The organism is Tessaracoccus sp. MC1679 (genome assembly GCF_014164775.1).
Taxonomy (GTDB): domain Bacteria; phylum Actinomycetota; class Actinomycetes; order Propionibacteriales; family Propionibacteriaceae; genus Arachnia.
Genome location: NZ_JACJGB010000002.1, coordinates 415180 through 435969 on the forward strand (window position 1 = coordinate 415180; position 20790 = coordinate 435969).

Consider the following 20790-nt stretch of genomic DNA (forward strand, 5'->3'; position numbering starts at 1 on the left):
CACGCTCACGCCGCGTGGGCGAGCCCCCCGCCGGCCTCGTCCACGCTGACCTGCTCGGCCCGCTGGCGGGCGGCCAACCTGGCGAGGGCACCGCCCGCGGCGAGCAGCCCCGCGTAGGTGCCACGCTCCGCGATCCGGCCGGCCTCGAGGACCACCACCTGCTCCGCATGCTCGACGGTGGAGAGGCGGTGCGCGATCGTCAGGGTGGTGCGGCCCTCGGCCAGCCGGTCGAGGGCCTGCTGGACCTCGGCCTCGGTGGTGTTGTCCAGAGCGCTGGTGGCCTCGTCGAGCACCAGGACCCGGGGGTTGCGCAGGATGGTCCGGGCGATGGCCAGCCGCTGCTGCTCGCCGCCGGAGAAGCGGTGTCCGCGCGCGCCCACCATGGTGTCCAAACCGTCGGGCAGGCCGGCGATGAGCGCCGAGATCCGCGCCGACTCCAACACCTCCCACAGGCGGTCCTCAGCGGCAGCCGGGTCAGCAAGGAGGAGGTTCTCCCGGACCGTGGCGTGCACGAGGTAGGTCTCCTGGCTGACCACGCCGACGATGCCCGCAAGGTCCTCGGGCGCGATGTCACGTACATCAACGCCATCGATGGTGATCCGGCCGACGGAGGGGTCGTGGAGGCGCGGGATGAGGGCGCCGAGCGTCGACTTCCCGGACCCGGTGGGCCCGACGACGGCGGTGGTGGTGCCGGCGGGGATGGCCAGGTCGATGCCTCGCAGCACGGGGGCACCGTCGCCGTAGGAGAAGGCGACGCCCTCGAAGCGCACCTCCCCGCGGACCGCCGAGGGGTCCAGGCGGACGGGGCGGGCAGGCGGCTGGACCTCGGGGACAAGGTCGAGGAATTCGAAGATCCGGCTGAACAAAGCGGTCGCGGTGACCCACTGGACCCCGACATTGAGCAGGCCCATCACGGGCCGGAACACGCTCGTCTGCAGCGCGGTGAACGCCACCAGCGTGCCGATGGTCATGCCGCCCGAGACCGCGGGGAAGCCGGCGGCGAGGTAGATGGCGGCCGGGATGGCCGCGAAGATGATGCCCATCGTCGCCATCCGCCACTGACCGGCGAGCTGCGAGCGCAACTCCAAGCCGACGAGGCGGTCAGAAGACTCGGTGAACAGCTCCCCGTTGCGGCCGGTGGTGCCGAGCGTCTTGGCCAGCCGGATCCCGGAGACGGACAGCCCCTCCTCCACCTGCGTGTGCAGGGTGGCGAGCTCGCGCTGGCGCTGGCTGGTGATGTCGCGGCGCAGCAGGGCGACGCGACGGCTGAGGAAGATGGCCGGCGGGAGAACCACCAGGGAGATCAGCGACAGCCGGGGCGAGAGCGCCACCATGGCGGCGGCGGTGGCGACGGCGGTGGTGAGGTTGGAGGCCACCGACGTGGCGGTGCTGGTCACCACGGACTGCATGCCGGAGATGTCGTGGGTGAGACGGGACTGGACGTCGCCGCCGCTGGTGCGGGTGAAGAAGCCCAGCGACTGACGCTGCAGGTGGGTGAACAGCGACGTGCGCAGGCTGTGCATCACCTGCTGGCCCATCCGGGTGGCGAGCCAGGTCTGGATCACGCCGATGCTGGCCGTGACGGCCGCCACCGCGACCATCGCGCCGGTCAGGAGGCCGAGCAGGCCGAGGTCCCGGTTGGGGAGGGCGTCGTCGATGACGCCTCGGACGAGGAACGGTTGCGCGAGGCCGACGATCGAGGACGCGCTGATCAGCAGCACGACGATGAGGATCGTGAGCTTGTGGGGGGCGAAGAGGGCGGCGACGCGCCGCAGATCGACGGGGTGCTGGGCGAGCTGGCGCTTGTCAGCGGGGTTGACCCGGGCCGGACCGCGCCCGCCTTCGGACCCGCCGCCGGGTGAAGTGTGGGGTGCTGCCATGAGGCATCGACCTCCTGCGAGAAAGGCGTGGAGTGGTTCGCACGCATTACTGAGGTTACCTCACTATGAGGCTGGAGGGCAACTCTGCAGTAGGCTGGCGAGATGGACACCTCGCACCCGGCTCACGAGCCGCAGGACCTGGGCTCGCTGTTTCACGCAGCCTTCCGCGGGCTGCGGAGCTCCTGGGCTGACCAGCTCTCGCCGTGGGAGATCACGCCGTTCCAGTGGCGCGCGCTGCACACGCTGGCGCGTGCCGACGGCGGCCTGCGCCTCAAGGACCTGGCGGAGCGGCTGCGGATCGCGCCGCGCTCAGCCACCGAGGTGGTGGACCAGCTGGAGTCTGCAGGCCTCGTCGACCGCACCCCGGACCCGGGCGATCGCCGCGCGGTCATCGTCGCCCCCACCCCGACCGGCCTGGAGATCCACGACGCGGTGATGTCGCAGCGCAAGGAACGCTCCGAGGAGTACTTCGCGGTGCTGTCGCCGGCCGAGCAGGACCAGCTCGCCGCGCTCCTGACGCTGCTGGCTGGGCCTCATGGGGAGCATCTCCCGCGGTAAATCGCCGCCAGTGGGCACCTCCCTGCCCACCCCACCATCGCTCCCTGAGGAATCCCGCATCGCGCAGCGATCGTGGGATGTCTCGAAGGGTCGGATCGCAGGCCGTGAGCAGGACTGGGGCCTGCTGCCCCGCGGCTGGACGCTTCACACCTGCGCCGAGGGTCGCGGCTACGGTTGCGCAATGGTGTGGACGCGAATACTGCCGGGCGCGACTCTTGTGGTGGCGGTCGTGGCCGGCGTGCTGAAGGCCGGCGGCGCCGTCGTGGCCGGGCATTGGGCCTACCTGCTGTGGCTGGTCATCGCCGCGACCCTCGGAGCGAGCCTGCTCTGGTGGGGCGCCAGGGGCTCGACGCCGAAGCCAGGCACCGCACGGACGATCCGGCGCTGGGCCGCCGCCGCGCTGGGCGCCGGCTTCGCCGCCGCGACCTTCTGGCTGGCGCCGTATCCCGTCGATGTCGAGGACGCGGCGAGCATCGAGAACCCACCGGGAGTGGTGCTCACCTCGGACTCCACCTCGATCCGCCTCGACCCCGCCGCCGACGCGGAGCCGCAGGGCGCCGGCGTCGCGTTCATCCCCGGCGCCCTGGTGGACCCGCGCGCCTACATCCCCCTCCTCACTCCCCTGGCGCAGGCCGGCCACCCCGTCTACATCGCCAAGCCGCCGCTCGGGATCGCCTTCCTCGCGCCCGGGTGGTCACGCGTGCCGAGGCCGCATTTCCGGACGTCGCTGAATGGGTGGTGGCAGGTCACTCGCTGGGCGGAGCGGTGGGATCACAGCAGGCCGTCGACGACGGCGCCGCGGGCCTGATCCTGCTCGGGTCGTTCCCCATCGGCGACCTCTCCGGGTCGGACCTGTCCGTGCTCAGCGTGTCGGGGAGGAACGACGGCCTCGCCACTCCCGCCGACGTCGACGCGAGCAGGGCGAACCTCCCCGCCGACACCGAGTTCGTCGTGATCGACGGCGGAGTCCACGCCCACTTCGGGAACTACGGACCGCAGAGCGGCGACGGCACTGCTGAGGTCACCCGCGAGGAGGCCCAGGCCGAAACGGTTGCGGCCATCCTGGAGTTTCTCTGAGCGGATGCCGGCGTCCTTGGACCTGACCGGCCAACGATCCGAGACGGTAGATCAGCGCGCTCAAATGCAGCCGAGCCATGGACCCGGCGGAGGATTCCGCGGCCTGCGTTCCTCCAGATCGACCCTCGACCCACTGCAGAGCCAAGAGTGCGATCTAGAGGCACAACGGCCGCGCCGGCCCCTTGACCCCGCCCCCCAGGGGGCTGATTGGCTGGGGACCAACGCGGCAGAACCCAGGGGTTGACACACAAGCCGAGTGCGTCTAATGTCTCGTTATACGCATAACCCCCGAGGAGGTGTTCGATGGAGAACCAGCCCACCATGAACGATGTCGCCGCAGCCGCCGGCGTGTCGCAGGCCACGGTATCCATGGTGCTCAACGGGACCCAGTCCGGGCGTGTCTCCGCCGCCACCGCCCAGCGCGTCCTCGACGCCGCCAAGGATCTCGGCTTCCGGACCAACGTCCACGCCAAGGTCCTCCGCGAGGGCAAGTCGCGATTGATCGGCCTCATCGGAGACGAGGTGGCCACTACCCCGTTCGCCGGCGAGATGATCCTGGGCGCCCAGCAGGAGGCCTGGCGGCAGGGGTACGTGTTGCTCACCGTCGACACCACCGGTGATCCGCGCCTCGAGAGGGCGGCCATCTCCATGATGCAGTCCTACCGCGTGGCCGGCGTGATCTACGCGTCCATGTATCACCGCCGCTTCGAGCTCCCAGCCACGCTGGCCGCGACCACCACCGTCTGCGTGAACTCGCAGGACCTGACCGGCTCGGTCACCAGCATCTTCCCCGACGAGGTGGCCGGTGGCCGCGCGGCCGCCGAGGTCCTCCTCGACGCCGGCCACCGTCGCTTCGCCATGATCAACATCGGCCCCGAGGGCTCGTCGCTCCCCGCCGCCGCCGGCCGCCTTCAGGGGTTCACCGACGCCCTGGCCGACGCCGGGCTCGTACTGGACCCACGCCAGGTCCGTTACGGCAACGGCGCCTATGAGGACGGGCTCGCGTTCGGCGCGGAGCTTCTGCGCCAGGCAGACCGCCCCTCCGCCATCTTCTGCGGCAACGACCGCACGGCGCTCGGCACCTACCACGCCGCCTACCAGCTCGGCCTCTCCGTCCCCGACGATGTCAGCATCGTCGGCTTCGACAACCAGTCACTGTTGACCCCGATGTTCTCCCCGCGCCTCACGACGTTCCAGCTCCCGCTCGTGGAGATGGGGCGCCTCGCGGTCGCCGAAGTGCTGAGCCGGAGCTCAGCGCCGAAGCGGCTCGCCGTCGAATGTTCCCTTCAGACCCGCGATTCCGTCGCGCTCGCAAAGGTGCCCGCATGACAACCACCACCGCCACCCCACCAACCCTTCCGACCGGCGCAGCCGATGCGCCCCCTCCCCCGCGAAGACGCGTCTCGCGCCGCACGTCGATCCTTCGCTCGTGGCAGTTATACGTATTACTTGCTCCCGGCCTTATCTACCTGATCATCTTCAAGTACTGGCCGATGTACGGCGCGCAGATCGCGTTCCGCAACTACAACCCGGCTGACGGCTTCACAGGCAGCCCCTGGGTGGGGCTCATGCACTTCGAGCGGTTCATCAACTCGTTCCAGTTCGAGGAGCTCCTGGTCAACACCCTGACCATCAACACCGTCGGCCTGCTCGTCGCCTTCCCGGTGCCGATCGTCCTGGCGCTGATCGTCAACCAGCTCTCCTCGCCGCGGTTCAAGAAGATGGTGCAGACCGTCCTCTACGCGCCGTCCTTCATCTCCGTCGTGGTCGTGGTGGGCATGATCTTCCTGCTCTTCAGCCCGGGCGCCGGGATCGTCAACAACGTCATCGAGCTCTCCGGCGGCGAGCCCGTCTTCTTCATGGGCGACCCGGACTGGTTCCGACCCCTCTACATCGGCTCGGACGTTTGGCAGAACGCGGGCTTCTCGATGATCATCTACCTCGCGGCACTCACCGCCATCGACCCCTCCCTGCACGAGGCGGCCAAGATGGACGGCGCCAACAAGTTCCGGCGGATCTGGCACATCGACATCCCCGGCATCCTGCCCGTGGTGACGATCCTCTTCGTCCTGGCCATCGGCAGCATCTTCAACCTCGGGTTCGAGAAGGTCTACCTGATGCAGACCCCGCTCAACCTCGAGACCTCCGAGATCATCAACACCTACGTGTACAAGGCCGGCCTCCAGCAGGCGCAGTTCAGCTACTCGGCCGCCATCGGGCTGTTCAACTCGGTGCTCAATCTCATCCTTCTCGTGACGTTCAACTTCGTCGCCAAGAAGGCCAACCAATCCTCTCTCTGGTGAGCCACATGACCACGACCACTGCACCCCTGCCCCCGGCGTCGTCACTGGCGAAGCCCCGAGACGGGTTCGCCACCCGCATGGCCGATCCGCTGTTCAACATCGTCAGCATCGGCATCCTCGTGATCGCCGTCCTGATGATCATCTACCCGCTGTACTTCATCGTCATCGCATCCGTCAGCGACCCCAACCTCATCGCACAGGGCAGAGTCTGGCTCCTTCCCCAGGGATTCACCCTCGAGGGGTATGAGACGCTGTTCGCCAACGACGCGATGCTCCGCGGCTTCGGCAACTCACTGCTCTACACCGGCGTCGGCACCCTGGTCAGCGTCTCGGTGACACTGACGACGGGGTACGCGCTGTCCCGCCGCGACATGCCGGGCCGCAGCCTCTTCATGATCCTGTTCGTCATCACGATGTTCTTCGACGGCGGCCTCATCGCCCGCTACCTCGTGGTGCGCGACCTCGGGCTGCTCGACACCATGTGGGCCGTCATCCTTCCAGGCGCCGTCGGCGTCTGGAACCTCATCATCGCCCGGACCTTCTTCGAGACCAACGTCCCCCCGGAGCTGAGGGAGGCTGCCCAGATCGACGGCGCGAACGACTTCAGGTTCTTCTTCGGTATCGCCCTTCCCCTGACCAAGCCGCTCATCGCGCTGATGGCGATGACCCACATCGTGGCGTACTGGAACTCCTACTTCGACGCGATGATCTACCTCAACGACGAGACGATGTATCCCCTCCAGCTGGTGCTGCGCAACGTGCTCGTCGAGTCGCAGGCCTCGGCCTCGCTCGACACCGGATCCATCGACTCCTACGCAGCGGCACAGCGCCTGGGCGAGCTGATCAAGTACGGAATGATCGTCGTCTCCACGGTGCCGCTGCTCATCATCTTCCCCTTCCTCCAGAAGTACTTCGTCAAGGGCGCCACCCTCGGCGCCCTCAAGTGAACCCACCCTCCCGAAAGGACACATCAATGATGATCAAGCGACGCAGCATCCTCACCGGAATCGCGGCTCTGGCTGCCTCCGGCCTCGTGGCGGCCTGCTCAAACGGCTCCGACGGCGGGGGCCTGCCCGCCGACGAGTCCGACGCCTTCGGCTTCAACCAGGAGGGCCTCCCCATCACGGACAAGGCGCTCCCCCTGGTGTTCTCCGGCACCAAGTCCGCCCTCGCCCCCGAGTACGAGGAGATGGAGCTCGTCCAGCGGTGGAAGGCCGACACCAATATCGACATCTCCTGGGACAACCTCCCGGACAACGTGTTCGCCGAGAAGAAGAACCTCATGCTGGCCTCCGGTGACCTCCCGGATGCCCTGTTCAACACCGGCCTCAGCGACTTCGATGTGGTCACCAACGGCTCAAACGGCACGCTCATCGCGCTCGAGGAGCTCATCGACGCGCACGCCCCGATCCTCAAGGGCATCCTCGACGCCCGCCCCGATATCCGGGGCGCCATCACCGCGTCCGACGGACACATCTACACCCTGCCCGCCGTCGAGGAGCTCGGCATCCTCGCCTTCCCGAACTTCCTCTTCGTCAACAAGACCTGGCTCGATGAGGCAGGCCTGCCGGTGCCCACCACCATCGACGAGTACGAGGAGGCCCTCCGGGCGTACAAGGCCCGCGGCGCGATCCCGTTGTCGTTCCGCGTCGACTCGTTCTGCGCCAACGTCGCCGACCTGATCGCCGCCATCGGCGGCCTGCCGGACAACAACGACCACCGCATCGTCCAGGACGACAAGGTCATCTTCACCGCCGCGCGCGAGGAGTGGCGCACCGCCGTCAAGCGCCTCGGCGAGTGGTACAAGGAGGGCCTGATCGACCCCGAGAGCTTCTCTCAGGACGACCCCACCTACCTGGCCAAGGGCAAGGCCGACCCGATGAGCCTCGGCTCGTTCATCTGGTGGGAGATGAAGGAGGCCGTCGGCGAGGACCGCGCCGGCGACTACGCCCACGTCGGCGTCCTCAAGGGCTTCGACGGCAAGCAGCGCGCGTCGGTGTCCAACTACGCGGAGATCAACCGCGGCGCCTTCGCCATCACCAGCGCCAACAAGTACCCGGCCGCTACCATGCGGTGGGCCGACCGCCTCTACGACCCCGTCATGTCCGCTGAGACCCGCTGGGGCCCGATCGGGGTCACGCTGCAGAAGGACGCCTCCGGCATCCTCGTGCAGATCCCGGCCAAGGAGGGCGAGTCGGAGGGCGAGCGCCGGCAGAAGGTCGCCCCCGGCGGACCCTGCATCACCACCCGCGAGCACTTCGAGACCGTGGTGGCGCCCGAACCCCGCGCCAAGGAGCGCCAGGACATGTGCCGCGAGTTCTACGAGCCGCACCGCGCGAACGACGCCTACCCACCGGTCATGCTGAGCAACGAGGAGCTCCAGCAGATCGCCGACGCGCAGACCGAGATCAACACCTACGTGGGTCGGCAGTTCGCATCGTTCATCGTCGACGGCAACATCGACACCGAGTGGGACGGCTACGTTGCCCAGCTGGAGTCCATGGGCCTGTCCAAGGTGGTCGAGGTCTACCAGGGCGCCTACGACCGCTACAAGAGCGCCTGATCCCCGCCCCTCCCACTCCGACGAGGTTCCACCACATGAGCGACACTCCCCAGTACCGCCCCACGCTCCACTTCACGCCGATGTCCACCTGGATGAACGACCCCAACGGCCTCATCCGCCACAAGGGTCTGTACCACCTGTTCTTCCAGAACAACCCGGACGGCCGCACCTGGGGCAACATCGGCTGGGGGCACGCAGTGTCGTCGGATCTCGTGGAGTGGGAGGAACTACCCGTGGCCATCCCCGCCACCGCAGAGGAGATGGCCTTCTCGGGGTCCGTCGTCTGGGACCGGCACAACACCTCCGGCCTCGGCGACGGGCGCGAAGGCCCGCTGGTGGCCCTGTTCACCAGCTCCTACACCCCCGCGCATCCCGAGCGAGCGGGGCAGCAGGCGCAGTCGCTGGCCTACAGCGTCGACGACGGGCTCACCTGGACCCGCTACCACGGCAACCCGGTCCTCGACCGGGGGTCGGCGGACTTCCGCGACCCGAAGGTGTCGTGGCACGCGCCCACCCGCCGGTGGGTGATGGTGACGGTGGAGGCGGTGGACCGGCAGGTCCTGATCTTCTCCTCCCCCAACCTCATCGACTGGACCCACGAGAGCAGCGTCGGCCCGCTCGGGGAACCAGGGCTGCTGTGGGAGTGCCCTGATCTCATCGAGGTGCCTGTTGAGGGCCTAGGGGTGTCGCGGTGGGTGCTGCTGCTCAGCACCAACCCCGGCGGCTTCGCGGGTGGGTCCGGCATGCAGTACCTCGTCGGAGACTTCGACGGCGCCGCCTTCACGCCGGGAGCGCGCGGTCTGAGCTGGTTCGACCACGGCCCGGACATGTACGCCGCAGTCTCGTTCCAGGGCACGGAGCAGCCCACCGTCCTGGGCTGGATGAGCAACTGGGCCTACGCCAACGAGACGCCCACCCACCCGTGGCAGTCGGCGATGACCCTGCCTCACACGCTCACGCTGGTGCCCGCCGACGGCGGCCCCGCGCTCCGGCATGCGCCGGTGCTCCCCGCCGTGATGCCGTCGGGCACGCACAGGGTGGAGTTCGAGTTCCTCGGCGTGGGCGAGATCGCGCTGGAGACCGGCGAGGACGACGCGATCAGCCGGTTCGTGCTGCGGCGCCTGCCGGACGGCGACCTGCAGGTGGACCGGAGTGGGGCGGACCCGCACGGGGTGCACGCGGGGATCCACGTGACGCCCCCCATCCCGCTGCCTCCTGGCCCGGTGGCCGGACTTCTCGTCGAGGATCACGGGTTGATCGAGGTGTTCCTCGACGGGGGCAGGGTCGCGGTGACGTCGCAGACCTTCCCCCACGTCGGCCCCGTCAGGGTGACGAGCTCCGGCCTGGCTGAGGTGAGCTCCTCCCCCGTCGGGGCGCTTGCCCGCTGAACCAAGGCCGGCCTCGGGCGCCTCTCCGTTGAGCTACGGAGAGGCGCCCGAGATCAACCGGTGAAAGGCGGGGACGGCCCCTGACCTCAGCCGGCCGGCCGACCGTGCTCAGCTCTCCAGCGACATCAACCACGCCAACAGGTAGGTGCGCGTGTTCCCATCGTCGACGGCGTCGAGCGTCCGCGCCTCGTCCAGCGCCGCGACCCTCGCCTCCTCCCCCGCCAGGGCGGAGTACATGAGCAGGTAGTCGCCGTAGGTCTGGTTGAACCCTGCCGTCGATGTCGCCTCGGCGACGTTGCGTTCGATCCGCTCGGGATCTCCCGCCAGGTGGTCCGAGGAGGGGCTCACCGGGATCAGCAGGATGGCCAGCATGGCCGCGGGCTCGGGCGAGAACCAGGTGGCATAGTCACGCTTCCCGCCGAAGTTCAGCGGGATCACGGTGTGGCCGTAGCCCTCGTAGACCGGGTCCGACTCGTCGAAGTCCGTCCAGTACGCCCGCGCGGACTGCGCCTCGAGCGCGTGGAGCCAGGTGGCCTCCCGCTCGAGATCGTCCTGCCCGGAGGCCTTCGCCCACAGCGACAGCCCCGCCCAGGCGAGCACCGCCTCCGACGACGACTCCTGGTTGTTCCCGTCCGCGAACGGCGAGGTCCCCGAGGCCCACGAGTGCGACGCGTAGACGTCGAACGTGCGCCGGCCGGGGAAGTACTCGTTGGCCGGAGACGACGCGATGTCCGCGGCGAGCAGGTCCATCACCGGACGGATCTCCTCGACCAACTCGGGGTCGTCTGCGCCCAGCACGCCTGCGGCGTAGAGGAAGTAGCCGTAGTGGAAGTGGTGGTCGTTGAACTCGTCCGACCCGAACGACGGGGTGAGCCCGACGATCCCGCGGTTGACCTCGTCGTAGCCGAAGCAGAACGCGGCCTCCGTGGTGCAGCCCTCGGGGTTGGCCCAGCGCACCAGGGTCTCCCGGACCCGGTCGCGCACCGCCGTCGCCTCCTCCTCGGCACCCAACTGACGGGCGATCGAGTACAGCTGCGCGTCGCGGTAGAGGGCCTTGCCGCCGAAGTAGGTGTCGGCCGGGTAGTCCTTCGCGGCCGCGATGTCGGCCGTCAGGGCCTCCCGCAGCTCGTCGGCGTCGCCGTCGGAGAGTCCGGACAGGTCCAGCTCACCCCGGGCCTCGTAGGCGTTGGTCTCCCACGAGATCTCGTTGCCCTCGCACGCCTGCATGGTGCCGAAGCTGCTGGCATAGGTGCCGAGCTCGCAGGTGGCGGCGTCGTCGCTCTGGTGCGGCATCCGCGCCACGACGGTGGGCTGGTCCGCCTCGTAGGTCAGCGTGGTCCGCACCTCGGAGTCCACCTCGTAGGAGGTGCCTGTGGCCGTCACGGGGCCCGCCAGCTCGGCGATCCGTGCGGGGTCGCCGCCTTCGGGGACGGCACCCCAGGTGATCGAGGCGCCCTCGGGGAGGGTGACGTTCCCGCCGTCGATGGACCCGCCGTCGGTCACGGCCACGTACCGGTCGTCGCCGACGGTGAGCTCGGCATGCTCACCGATGGCCTCGAACGGGAGCTGCGTGCTGAGCTCGTGGTCGCGGGTCGCCGTGTAGGTGACGTAGGGCGAGCCCTGCACGACCGTGACCCTGCCCAGCGGCGAACCGTCGGCCGATGCCTCAGCCGTGACTGACAGGTCGTCATAGGCGACGACCTGCCAGGTGGGCTGCTCGCCCAGGGCCACCTGCACCACAGGGGCGTTCGTGCCCATGATGGTCTTCTCGGTGGTGGTCACCTCGGGCAGGCCGAAGGTGAGCCCGTCGTCGGTGAGCGCGAACGACAGCGGCAGCGGGTAGACCGGCTGCGGCGCGTCGCCGAAGACGAGGCCGGAGAACCAGCGGTTCGTGGGCGGGATGACCCCGTCGGCCAGACGTACGGCCTTCAGGTCCTTGCTCGGGACGGTGCCGATGCTCTCGATCGTCTCCGCCATGCCTTCGGCCGCCCAGGCGACGCCCTCTCCGGCCGCGGGTCTGACGGAACCCTCATCCGACGGCGGGCCGGTGCAGGCGGTCAGCAGAAGCGTGGCCGCGACACCCGCGGCCAGGGCACGTGCGCCCCTCATCAGCGCAGCCCGATCTTGGTGAGGAATGCCAGGGCTGCGGCGGTGGGCCCGGCGAGGATGCCGTCATCGCGCAGGGTCACCTGCGCCGTGACGGGCGTGCCGTCGCGGGTGAGGGCGGCGAGCGCGGGGTCGACGAGGGTGTCACTGGTCATCCGGATGACGGCAACCGCCTCCCCGTCCTCGGTCTCCACCTGCACGCTCTCGACGGTGGCCTCCAGCTTCTGCATGTTGGGCAACACGATGGTGGCCGGGGCCCCGTCCTCCACCCGCCCGTAGTCGACGGGGCTCAGCTTGTAGAAGCCCTCGACGGCGCGCTGCTCGCTGACCACCCGGGCCAGGACCGCGCCGTCGGGGACGTAGGAGCCGTGGGTCGCGGCGAGGTCGACGACGTACCCGTCGCTGACGGCGGTGTAGGTGATGGTGCCCGTCTCGAGGTCGAGGTCGTAGGCCACCGTCGATCCGGGCGCCGAGCCCTGGCTGACCGCCTGCTGCAGCGAGCTGCTACTCACCACGAAGAGGATGTCGCCGGCCGTCACCGGGTCTCCGTCCTCGACCAGCTGTTCGGTGACGATGCCGCCATAACCGGAGCCGACGTCGAAGGTGGGGGCAGTGACGGACGCGGACAGGCTGTGGGCCTGTGTCATCCGCTGGTTGAACAACAGGGTCAGCCCGAAGGCGAGAGCGACGACGGCGAGAATGCCGCCGAGCATCTTGAGTCTGGTGAGCCAGGTCATGAGACCGCCTCCTTGGTGTGGGCGTGGGCCGCGACGAGGGCGTCGCGGTCGAGAACGGGGGTGCGTGCGGGCTGGGCCTCAAGGGAGGCAGCCGGGTGGAGAGCGCGCGAGGCCTGCGGCCGGGACCGCAGACGGTCCTCGCGCCAGGCGGTCCAGACGAAGAGGCCGAGCACGGCGGTGTTGACCACGGACCAGAACGTCGCGATGTTCAGGGTGGACATCAGAAGGTCGCGCCAGATGCCCACCGCCGAGGTGATGAGCAGGAAGACGAAGGTGAGCACCTGCGGCATGATGAAGTTGAACGCAGACGCACGTCCACCCGTGGTGCCGGTGACCGACCACTTGACGTCGATGCCGTAGAGCGCGTTGCGGAACGCCTTGATGTAGATCGGGAACGACGCCGCCGCAAGCAACAGCACTTCAGGGCGGAACGTGCCCAGAATGAGCGCCGACAGCAGGATCTGCAGGATGTAGAAGCCCGAGTAGTACAGCGCCCACTCCAGCGGACCGACCGCGACAGCGATGGGCCGCAGGTCGAAGAAGATCTCCAAGGCCGGCACGAACAGCAGGACGCCGGTCGCGATGCCGCTGAGGTAGTGCGTGGCGGTGACGAAGTACATGAGCCGCTGATCCAGCGTCAGCCTCCGGCGCCGCGAGAACGGGTTGTGGGTCAGCAGGATCTCGAAGCCACCGGTGGCCCAGCGCAGCTGCTGCTTGCTGTAGGCCTCGATGGTCTCGGGCGCCTCACCGATGGCCAGCGTCTGCGGCAGGAACAGTGACTTCCAGCCACGCTCGTGCAGCAGCAGCGACGTCCAGACGTCCTCGGACTTCGAGCCGGTGTACATGCCGCCGATCTCCTTGACGGCTTTGCGACGGAAGAGCACGTTGGTGCCCACGCAGAAGGCGGCGTTGAACTCGTTGCGGCCCGGCTGGATGTAGCGGTAGAACATGGACTGCATGTACGCCGCGCCACGCGCGATGGTGGTGTGGAGGTTGCCGTAGACCTGTGGGGTCTGCACGAAGGCGACGGTGTCGTCTGCCATGCCGGGCATGGTCTCCTCGAGCATCTCGGGCTTGGCCACGAAGTCCGCGTCGAGGATGAGGAAGTACTCGCCGTGCGTGATCGACAGCGCGTGGTTGACGTTGCCGGCCTTGGCGCCGGAGCTGCCGAGGCGGCGGATGTAGGCGGCGCCGAGCTCAGCGGCGAGGTCGCGGACCTCGTCGGAGTCGCCGTCGTCGAGCACGTAGGTCTCGTGCCGGCCGTGCATGGCCAGCGCCGCGGTGACGGTCTGGCGGATCACGTGGAGGTCCTCGCCGAAGACGGTGATGAACACATCGACGTCCACCTGGCGGCGGTTGATGAACATCGGCCACGCCGTGGGGTCGTCGGCGATGCCGAGTTCCTCGTTCAGGCGAGGGTTGTAGAGGCGTCGCTGCGCCTCGTGGAAGGCAAAGGGGGGCTGCTTGTTGTAGCCGGCCAGCATCGTCCACATGCTCATCAGGCCGAGGAAGACCAGGATCAGCTCCGCGCCGATGACGAGCAGCCACGGGAGCAGGTCTCCGCGGTTGTCGATCTGCAGCAGGAAGACGGTGTAGGCGACCACGCCGATGGTGGCCAGGATGGTCAGGGCGAGGACTGCGGGAGAATGCCGGTTGCGGCTCGCCTCGCGTCGCAGTTCGACCGGACCGGACTCGGAGAGCTCGCTGGCGATGTTCAGGTCGGAGAGATTGGTCGGCGCTTGGCGCCGGGCACGGGGGTGGTTTCGTCTTGTCGGCACGAGGCCTCCGAACGTCAGGGACGCCGAGGTGCCGGGTACGACCGTGAGGCCTCCCGATCGGCGGCCATTGGCGGGGTACGTATCCAAAGGTGCGTCATGAAAAGTGAAATGTCAATCTCACGACATCGAGACACTTGGACCATCTGGGCTCTGCTTTCCCATCAAACAGCTCTGACGAGGCGCTCCGTGTCGACCCCTACAGGTAGCGTCACGGGGATTTCCCAGTGGAGAGCTCGCGACCCAGTGGGGTTGTCCCGGCACACCACTTGAGAACCTTGACGGATCCGTCGAGGGCGGAATCATGCCCGCTGTGCGGGTGTTTCCGCTCAGCCCTGATCGGGGAGGGTGCCGCTGGGGCACGATTCCGCGGTCACGCCGACTACTTTCGAGAGCCCCCGGCCCTCCAGGCCTCGAGCGAGGGATCCCAGGCCCACTCCACCGCGACACCGGTCTCCCGCGGCCGCGACGTCAACCAGAACGCGGCGTCGGGGTCCCACCCGGCCAGCACCGAGGCCACGCCGTCGCTCACCTCCACCGCGACACCCGCAGTCCGCAGCCATCCCGCGACACTCACATGCACGACGTCGGCCTCCACCGCGACTCCGGCCCAGTCCGGCACCACCCACTCCACGTCGCCCCGGCCTGTGGTGCGGAACCAGTCGTGGCGCCGCGACGCCGTCACCGGGAATGGGTGCCGACGGCACAGCGCGGCCCAGTCCTCGGGGCCGCAGATCTCCAGCACCCGCATCCCGGCCGGCGCCTCCACCGTCGAGGTGCGCACATCCGTCCCGGAGGCGTCCTCCACCAGCCACATGCCCACCGGCCCCCTCCCTGGGAGCGAGCGCGCGGTGCGAGGCAGCCCGTGCGGCGGGATGGACCACCACTCGCCCGAGTAGTTCGCCGTCGGGTCCGATGGCCGCTCCCTGGACGCCCGCGACTCCTGCTCGGCGGCGGCCCTGCGCCACTGCCGCAGTACGTCACCCGGCGACGTCGGACCGTGCCGCGGCCGGCCGAGCATGGTCGTGAGACTCTGGCCGGCAGCGTCGAAGGGCTCGCTCCACCATGCGCTGTCGGGCGATTCGACGACGGCGCGGGCCAGCGGCTCCAGGCTCCGCCGGACTGCGGGTGTCGCGGCGAGGACGTCCTCGCCGTCGGGCTCCTGCCAGTAGCGGGCACTGTCGATGGCGGCGCGGAGCGCCTCCCACAACTGCCCGCCCGCCAACTCCGGCAGGTCCGACCGCCCGATCGCCGACGCGACATCGTCCGCATTCACCCTCGGGTGGACGAGTTCGCCGCCGATCGCGAACATCACCCGGGAGGTGCCCGCACCCGGATCCAGGTCGTGGGCGGCATGGAGGATCGCTTCGGCCACCCCCTGCCCGAGGAGCCGGCTCGCCAACTCCAGGCACAGCCGCCTTCCCCGCGGCCCCGACAACAGGTCCGCCGCCGTCAACCCTGACGCCTTCGACATGCGACGAGGCTACCTCCGGCAGGAGTCTTCAGGCTGAGCCAGTTGTCGCCCCCGCCACCGTCGGGTCCTCTCCCCTGCAACTTGCTATCCAGAGCGCGGTTTGTGTGCATATACGCAGAAGCCGCGCTCTGGATAGCAGGTTGCAGACACTCCCGCTCGCCGAGGCGCCCTCCCGGCGATCTCGCTCGCCTTGCCGCGGCAGAATGGCGCCATGGAGAAGCATCTCGACGCCGAGGACCTGGTGTGCGGGATTGTCGCGGGCGATGTGACCGCCGAGGTGGTCTACCGCGACCGTCACGTCATCGCGTTCCTCGACCACCGGCCGGTGTTCAAGGGCCACGTCCTCGTCTGCCCCGTCCAGCACGTCGACACCTTCACCGACCTGCCGCCCGAGCTCCTCGCGCCCCTGTTCGCCGTCGTCCAGCGGGCAGCTGCCGCCGTTACGGCCGCGTACGGCGCCCAGGGATCCTTCACCGCCATCAACACTGTGGTCAGCCAGTCCGTCCCCCACCTGCACGTGCACGTGGTGCCGCGGACGAAGGGCGACGGCCTCCGCGGGTTCTTCTGGCCCCGGACCCGGTACGCCGACGGCGAGCAGGCGGCCTACGCCGCCCGGCTGCGCGAGGCCCTCGCAGCTCCCCAGGACGCGTCGGACGGGTAACCTCGCGGGCGTGAGGATCGCCACCTGGAACGTCAACTCCGCCAAGCAACGGCTGCCCCGACTGCTGCCCTGGCTGGAGGAACGCAAGCCCGACGTCGTCTGCCTGCAGGAGACCAAGCTCACCGACGCCGCCTTCGACGCGCTCCTCGCGGGCCCCCTCGCGGAGCTGGGTTACGAGGCCGCGCATCACGGGCTGGGCGGATTCAACGGCGTGGCCCTGCTGTCCCGGGTGGGCCTTGACGACGTCGAGCGTAACTTCCCCGGCCAGCCGGAGTACGCGGGCGTCACGGAGGCCCGGGCCATCAGCGCCTCCTGCGGCGGGGTGCGCATCCACAGCCTGTACGTGCCCAACGGCCGCGAGGTGGCCTCAGACCACTACGCCTACAAGCTCGACTGGTTCGACGCGCTGGCGGCGGCCGTCGCAGCGGGTCCGGCCGAGGTGGCGCTGTGCGGGGACATGAACGTAGCGCCCGCCGACGCCGACGTGTTCGATCCCGCCGCCTACGTCGGCCACACCCACGTCACGGCGCCCGAGCGCGAGCGGATCGCGGCCTTCGGGCTGGTCGACGTCGTGCGCGCCCGCTGGCCCGAGCGCGAGCGCCTGTTCTCCTACTGGGACTACCGCGCAGGCATGTTCCACCAGGACCTGGGCATGCGGATCGACCTGGTGTTGGCCTCCCAGCCGGTGGCGGACCGGGTCAAGGCGGCCTGGGTGGACCGGGCAGCAAGGAAGGGCAAGCTGCCGAGCGACCACGCGCCGGTCATCGTCGACCTCGACGAGGCCCCCGACGGCGACATCGGCCCCGTCGTGCCCCCGCCGTCGAACCCGAAGCGGGGTGGCCGGACGAGGCTGCCTCAATCGAAGGACTGACGCGACGACGGCGCCGGTTCGGGGCTCATCCCTCCGAGGCTGCGGGCCGGCCGAGGCCGGTCCCGAGCCGCGCGATCCCCCGGTGCACGGCTCCCCGGAGGTTGCCGGCCCCCGACCGGTCGCCCGAGCCGATCAGGCTGGCGCTGACAATCCCGAACAGGGCGCCGACGGCCAACCGGACCGTCTCCACGTCGTCGTCGCCCGCCCCGGGCAGCACGTCGAGGACCCTGTCCCCCACCGCCACCCAGAGCTGCCACTGAGCCTCCCGGACGAAGGGCACCAGCTGGGGATGCCCGACAGCGAGCGCCGCGACCTCGGTCAGCGACCCGAAGGCACCCACCCGGATCTGGTGGTCGACGAGGTCGCTGACCAGCGTGAGCGGATCGACTGCGGCGGGCGGCTGCCACTCGCGCAGCGCCGCCTCCACCCGGTGCACGACCACCGCCGCGACCGCCGCCTCCTTGCACGAGTAGTAGTTGGAGAACGTCCGCCGCGACACCTCCGCCTCGGCCACCACGTCGTCCACCGTCACCTCGCCGAACCCGCGCTCGCGCACCTGGTCGAAGGCGGTGGCGGCGAGCCGCTGCGCCACGGCGGTGCGCTTCGCGTCGCGTAGTCCGGGTGCCATGGGTTCAGTGTCCCACCCCGGCCCCGACGGGCGCCTCCTCGCGTGGGGCGTCCTCTACCACCGCGTCGGCCACCTCGAGACGCGTGCCCTCGACGTCGACCTCGGGAAGGATCCGGTCCAGCCACCCCGGCAGCCACCAGGCGTGGTCCCCGGCCAGGTGTAGCACCGCCGGGATGAGCGCCATGCGGATGACGAAGGCGTCGATGAGGATGCCGACGGCGAGCGCGAAGCCGAACTGCCGGATCATGGAATCCTCGCTGAGGACGAAGCCACCGAAGACGGAGACCATGATGATGGCCGCCGCGACGACGACCCGGCTCGCGTGATGGAAGCCGTCCACCACGGCCAGCCGCGCGGTCTGGCCGTGCACGTAGGCCTCGCGGATCGACGTGCCGAGGAACACCTGGTAGTCCATCGCCAGGCCGTAGAGGATGCCGGTGGCCATGATCGGCAGGAAGCTCAGTACCGGACCGGCCCGATCCACCCCCACGAGCCAGGTGAAGCTGGGATTGCCGAAGGCCGTCACGACGAGCCCCATGGTGGCGCCGATGGACAGGAGGAAGCCGGCGGTGGCGGCCAGCGGCACCACCACGGACCGGAACACCACGAGCAGCACGATCAGCGACAAAGCGGCCACCAGGGAGAGGTAGACGGGAATGGCCTCTGCCAGCGACTCGGACAGGTCGATGTTGATGGCGGTGAGACCCGTGACGCCGACCCGCTCAACCCCGTCGAGTTCGGCGGCGCGCACCGCCGTGACCAGGGTGGCCGTGCTTTCATCGGTGGGTCCGGCGTCCGGGACGACCGTGTAGAGCACGAGCGAGCGGTCCTCGGAGGTCCCCATCAGCTGGACGTTGGCCGCCGTCTCGTGCGTGGCAAGTTCGGACTGCCAGGCCTCCAGGCGGTCCTGATCCACAGCGGCCGCATCCGAGGGCGTCAGCGCGACGATGAGCGGCGCGTTCGCCCCCTCCCCAAGGGCGTGGGTCACGGAGTCGTAGGCGACCCGCTGATCCGAGCCGGGCGCGGCCACCGCCCCCGACGGCATGCCGAGCTGCATCTGCGCGGCCGGCAGCGACAGGGCGCCCAGGCCCAGGACGATGAGCACGATCGTGAGGATCGGGCGCGCGGTGACGGCCTCGACCCAGCGCTTGGCCATCCGGCCGAACCGGGAGTGCTCGTGGCCGCGGTGGGCGCGCACCGGCTGGGTGCGTGCCCGACGCCCGCGACCGAGCAGCCCCAGCAGGGCCGGGAGCGCGGTGAGCGACAGGGCGATGGCCAGGATGACGGTGACGGCTGCCGTGACCGCCATCGTGGAGACGAACCCCATGCCGAGCGTCAGCAGCCCGAGGAGCGCGATGACGACAGTGAGCCCGGCGAACAGGACGGCGCCGCCGGCGGTGGCGACAGCGCGGGCGGTGGCCTCGACCGCGTCGAGCCCGAGCCTGGCCCGCAGGGAGCTGTGCTTGTGGATGATGAAGAGGGCGTAGTCGATCCCCACGGCCAGGCCCAGCATCAGCCCGAGCGCCGGCGTGGAGGTGGTCATCTCGAAGTTCGCGGACAGCGCGTAGGCGCCGCCCACCCCGATGAACACGCCGACGAGGGCGAGCAGGATGGGCAGGCCGGCCAGCGTGAGCGAGCCGAGGGTCAGCAGCAGCACGACGGCGGCGATGGCGAGGCCGATGGCCTCACTCCCGCCGATGGGTGGCTCCATCGGCTGAAGGGCGCTGCTCGCGGCCACCGCGAGGCCCTCCCCTGCGACCTCTCCGTCGACGGCGGAGAGCAGGTCGTCGAGGCTGCCGTCGGGGAGATCGGAGATCTGCTCGGTGAGCTGGATGGAGGCGATGGCGACGGTGCCGTCGTCCGAGACGACGACCGTCCGACGCTCCCCGTCGGAGGCCACCAGTGAGGTTCCGCTCGGCGACGTGCCGTCCAGGAGTCCGTCCAGGCGGCCAAAGGCCTCATCGGTGGCGGCCATGGCCGCGTCATCGACGGCCGCGGCAGGGTCGGTCATGCCCGGCTCGGGAGCCGGGAACCCGTCGACGGGGACGCCCATGGCCTGCAGCTCGGCCCGCAGCTGCCCGACCTCGGCGAAGAACGCGCCGGACTCGGCGATGAGCTGCTGGTCAGGGGCGGCGACGAGGGCGCGGGCGGTCGTCATGACCTCGTTCAGCCGCGCGCCGAGCGCCGCCATTGATTCCTGTTGCGCCGGCGACGCGGCGGGTGCCCCGCTGGGGACTGCCCCTTCGAGGGCGGTGATCAACGACTCGAGCTGGGCACGGACCTCGTCGGCCACCTTGCCCTCGACGGTCGCGCGGACGGTGGTCTCCACCTCGGCGCGCTGCTCCTCCAGCCGGGCATCCCGGTCAAGGACGATGCCGGTGCCGACGGCCGCGTCGAGCGATCGGGAGATCGCGTCGGCGCGGTCAGGGCTGTCCACGCGCCCGCCGTCGTCGGCGGAGAAGACGAGGGTTCCCTGCGTGCCACCCGCCTCGGGGAGCGCTGCGGTGACCTCGTCCAGCACCAGCTGCGCGGGGGCGTCGTCGAGGGTGAGGCGCGAGGAGATGGACGGGGTCTGCGTGAGGAGCATGCCGACCACGGCGGCGATGACGAGCAGCCAGGCCGCGAGGAAAGCCAACGGCCGGGTGGCCGCCGTCCTGCCGAGGCGGTAGAGGAAGGCGGACATGCGGGGCCCTTCGGTCGATGACGGAGACGTCCCCACAGTAGGTGCCTTATTGCCCATTAGGCAAATTTGCCCATTGAGCATTTGGT

General features: G+C 69.6%; 17 protein-coding genes. 10 read left to right on the forward strand and 7 right to left on the reverse strand.

The genetic code is table 11. The features are described 5' to 3' along the window. Positions 1-5: 5 nt before the first annotated feature. Positions 6-1880 (reverse strand): ABC transporter ATP-binding protein, encoded by a 1875-nt coding sequence (locus H5398_RS05160; RefSeq protein ID WP_182783340.1) that lies wholly within the window; start codon positions 1878-1880, stop codon positions 6-8. A 102-nt stretch (positions 1881-1982) separates the two neighbouring features. On the opposite strand from H5398_RS05160, the gene H5398_RS05165 reads away from it, so the two are divergent. From H5398_RS05165 to H5398_RS05200, 8 genes are all read left to right on the forward strand, one after another. Next, on the forward strand, positions 1983-2438 hold the full coding sequence (locus H5398_RS05165) for a MarR family winged helix-turn-helix transcriptional regulator (RefSeq protein WP_182783339.1): 456 nt from the start codon (positions 1983-1985) through the stop codon (positions 2436-2438). Continuing rightward, the gene (locus H5398_RS05170; RefSeq protein ID WP_182799235.1) at positions 2416-3246 is read left to right on the forward strand and encodes an alpha/beta hydrolase; all 831 of its coding nucleotides are present in this window, start codon (positions 2416-2418) and stop codon (positions 3244-3246) included. Before H5398_RS05165 ends, H5398_RS05170 begins: the two co-directional genes overlap by 23 nt. After that, positions 3204-3515, forward strand: a complete 312-nt coding sequence (locus H5398_RS05175) for an alpha/beta hydrolase (protein ID WP_370586054.1) — start codon at positions 3204-3206, stop codon at positions 3513-3515. Before H5398_RS05170 ends, H5398_RS05175 begins: the two co-directional genes overlap by 43 nt. Positions 3516-3818: 303 nt before the next feature. Continuing rightward, a complete protein-coding gene (locus H5398_RS05180) occupies positions 3819-4844 on the forward strand; it encodes a LacI family DNA-binding transcriptional regulator (RefSeq protein ID WP_182783337.1) in 1026 nt (341 codons plus the stop codon). Beyond that, positions 4841-5818, forward strand: coding sequence for a sugar ABC transporter permease (locus H5398_RS05185; RefSeq protein WP_182783336.1), 978 nt, complete (start codon positions 4841-4843; stop codon positions 5816-5818). The genes H5398_RS05180 and H5398_RS05185 overlap by 4 nt, the downstream gene beginning before the upstream one ends. Before the next feature lie 5 nt (positions 5819-5823). Continuing rightward, on the forward strand, positions 5824-6765 hold the full coding sequence (locus H5398_RS05190) for a carbohydrate ABC transporter permease (RefSeq protein WP_182783335.1): 942 nt from the start codon (positions 5824-5826) through the stop codon (positions 6763-6765). 26 nt (positions 6766-6791) lie between these two features. Beyond that, positions 6792-8381, forward strand: coding sequence for an extracellular solute-binding protein (locus H5398_RS05195; protein WP_220489137.1), 1590 nt, complete (start codon positions 6792-6794; stop codon positions 8379-8381). Positions 8382-8416: 35 nt separating this feature from the next. Continuing rightward, the gene (locus H5398_RS05200) at positions 8417-9769 is read left to right on the forward strand and encodes a glycoside hydrolase family 32 protein (protein ID WP_182783334.1); all 1353 of its coding nucleotides are present in this window, start codon (positions 8417-8419) and stop codon (positions 9767-9769) included. Positions 9770-9877: 108 nt separating this feature from the next. On the opposite strand, the gene H5398_RS05205 is transcribed toward H5398_RS05200, so the two are convergent. The 4 genes from H5398_RS05205 to H5398_RS05220 all read right to left on the reverse strand — a co-directional run bounded on the left by H5398_RS05205 (position 9878) and on the right by H5398_RS05220 (position 15861). Then, positions 9878-11878, reverse strand: coding sequence for a glycosyl hydrolase (locus tag H5398_RS05205; protein ID WP_182799237.1), 2001 nt, complete (start codon positions 11876-11878; stop codon positions 9878-9880). Continuing rightward, complete coding sequence (locus H5398_RS05210; RefSeq protein ID WP_182799238.1) at positions 11878-12612, reverse strand: HlyD family efflux transporter periplasmic adaptor subunit; 735 nt, start codon at positions 12610-12612, stop codon at positions 11878-11880. The genes H5398_RS05205 and H5398_RS05210 overlap by 1 nt, the downstream gene beginning before the upstream one ends. Continuing rightward, entirely contained in the window at positions 12609-14390 is a 1782-nt protein-coding gene (locus H5398_RS05215; protein ID WP_182799239.1) for a glycosyltransferase, read from the reverse strand. Before H5398_RS05215 ends, H5398_RS05210 begins: the two co-directional genes overlap by 4 nt. 379 nt (positions 14391-14769) lie before the next feature. Beyond that, positions 14770-15861 carry a hypothetical protein gene (locus H5398_RS05220; protein WP_182799240.1) on the reverse strand — a complete coding sequence of 364 codons (1092 nt, stop codon included), beginning with the start codon at positions 15859-15861 and terminating at the stop codon, positions 14770-14772. A 211-nt stretch (positions 15862-16072) separates the two neighbouring features. On the opposite strand from H5398_RS05220, the gene H5398_RS05225 reads away from it, so the two are divergent. After that, positions 16073-16522, forward strand: coding sequence for an HIT family protein (locus H5398_RS05225; protein ID WP_182783329.1), 450 nt, complete (start codon positions 16073-16075; stop codon positions 16520-16522). Between the two features lie 10 nt (positions 16523-16532). Continuing rightward, the gene (locus H5398_RS05230) at positions 16533-17393 is read left to right on the forward strand and encodes an exodeoxyribonuclease III (RefSeq protein WP_182799241.1); all 861 of its coding nucleotides are present in this window, start codon (positions 16533-16535) and stop codon (positions 17391-17393) included. Between the two features lie 25 nt (positions 17394-17418). On the opposite strand, the gene H5398_RS05235 is transcribed toward H5398_RS05230, so the two are convergent. Together H5398_RS05235 and H5398_RS05240 are read right to left on the reverse strand one after the other, a co-directional pair. Continuing rightward, positions 17419-18021 (reverse strand): TetR/AcrR family transcriptional regulator, encoded by a 603-nt coding sequence (locus H5398_RS05235; protein WP_182799242.1) that lies wholly within the window; start codon positions 18019-18021, stop codon positions 17419-17421. A gap of 4 nt (positions 18022-18025) precedes the next feature. Next, a complete protein-coding gene (locus H5398_RS05240) occupies positions 18026-20704 on the reverse strand; it encodes an MMPL family transporter (RefSeq protein WP_182799243.1) in 2679 nt (892 codons plus the stop codon). Between the last annotated feature and the right edge of the window lie 86 nt (positions 20705-20790).

Coding starts and splice junctions, on each gene's coding strand:
- H5398_RS05205 (WP_182799237.1), bottom strand. CDS start 11,878: ATGAGGGGCGCACGTGCCCTGGCCGCGGGTGTCGCGGCCACGCTTCTG.
- H5398_RS05180 (WP_182783337.1), top strand. CDS start 3,819: ATGGAGAACCAGCCCACCATGAACGATGTCGCCGCAGCCGCCGGCGTG.
- H5398_RS05170 (WP_182799235.1), top strand. CDS start 2,416: ATGGGGAGCATCTCCCGCGGTAAATCGCCGCCAGTGGGCACCTCCCTG.
- H5398_RS05225 (WP_182783329.1), top strand. CDS start 16,073: ATGGAGAAGCATCTCGACGCCGAGGACCTGGTGTGCGGGATTGTCGCG.
- H5398_RS05195 (WP_220489137.1), top strand. CDS start 6,792: ATGATGATCAAGCGACGCAGCATCCTCACCGGAATCGCGGCTCTGGCT.
- H5398_RS05190 (WP_182783335.1), top strand. CDS start 5,824: ATGACCACGACCACTGCACCCCTGCCCCCGGCGTCGTCACTGGCGAAG.
- H5398_RS05200 (WP_182783334.1), top strand. CDS start 8,417: ATGAGCGACACTCCCCAGTACCGCCCCACGCTCCACTTCACGCCGATG.
- H5398_RS05235 (WP_182799242.1), bottom strand. CDS start 18,021: ATGGCACCCGGACTACGCGACGCGAAGCGCACCGCCGTGGCGCAGCGG.
- H5398_RS05165 (WP_182783339.1), top strand. CDS start 1,983: ATGGACACCTCGCACCCGGCTCACGAGCCGCAGGACCTGGGCTCGCTG.
- H5398_RS05240 (WP_182799243.1), bottom strand. CDS start 20,704: ATGTCCGCCTTCCTCTACCGCCTCGGCAGGACGGCGGCCACCCGGCCG.
- H5398_RS05220 (WP_182799240.1), bottom strand. CDS start 15,861: ATGTCGAAGGCGTCAGGGTTGACGGCGGCGGACCTGTTGTCGGGGCCG.
- H5398_RS05185 (WP_182783336.1), top strand. CDS start 4,841: ATGACAACCACCACCGCCACCCCACCAACCCTTCCGACCGGCGCAGCC.
- H5398_RS05210 (WP_182799238.1), bottom strand. CDS start 12,612: ATGACCTGGCTCACCAGACTCAAGATGCTCGGCGGCATTCTCGCCGTC.
- H5398_RS05160 (WP_182783340.1), bottom strand. CDS start 1,880: ATGGCAGCACCCCACACTTCACCCGGCGGCGGGTCCGAAGGCGGGCGC.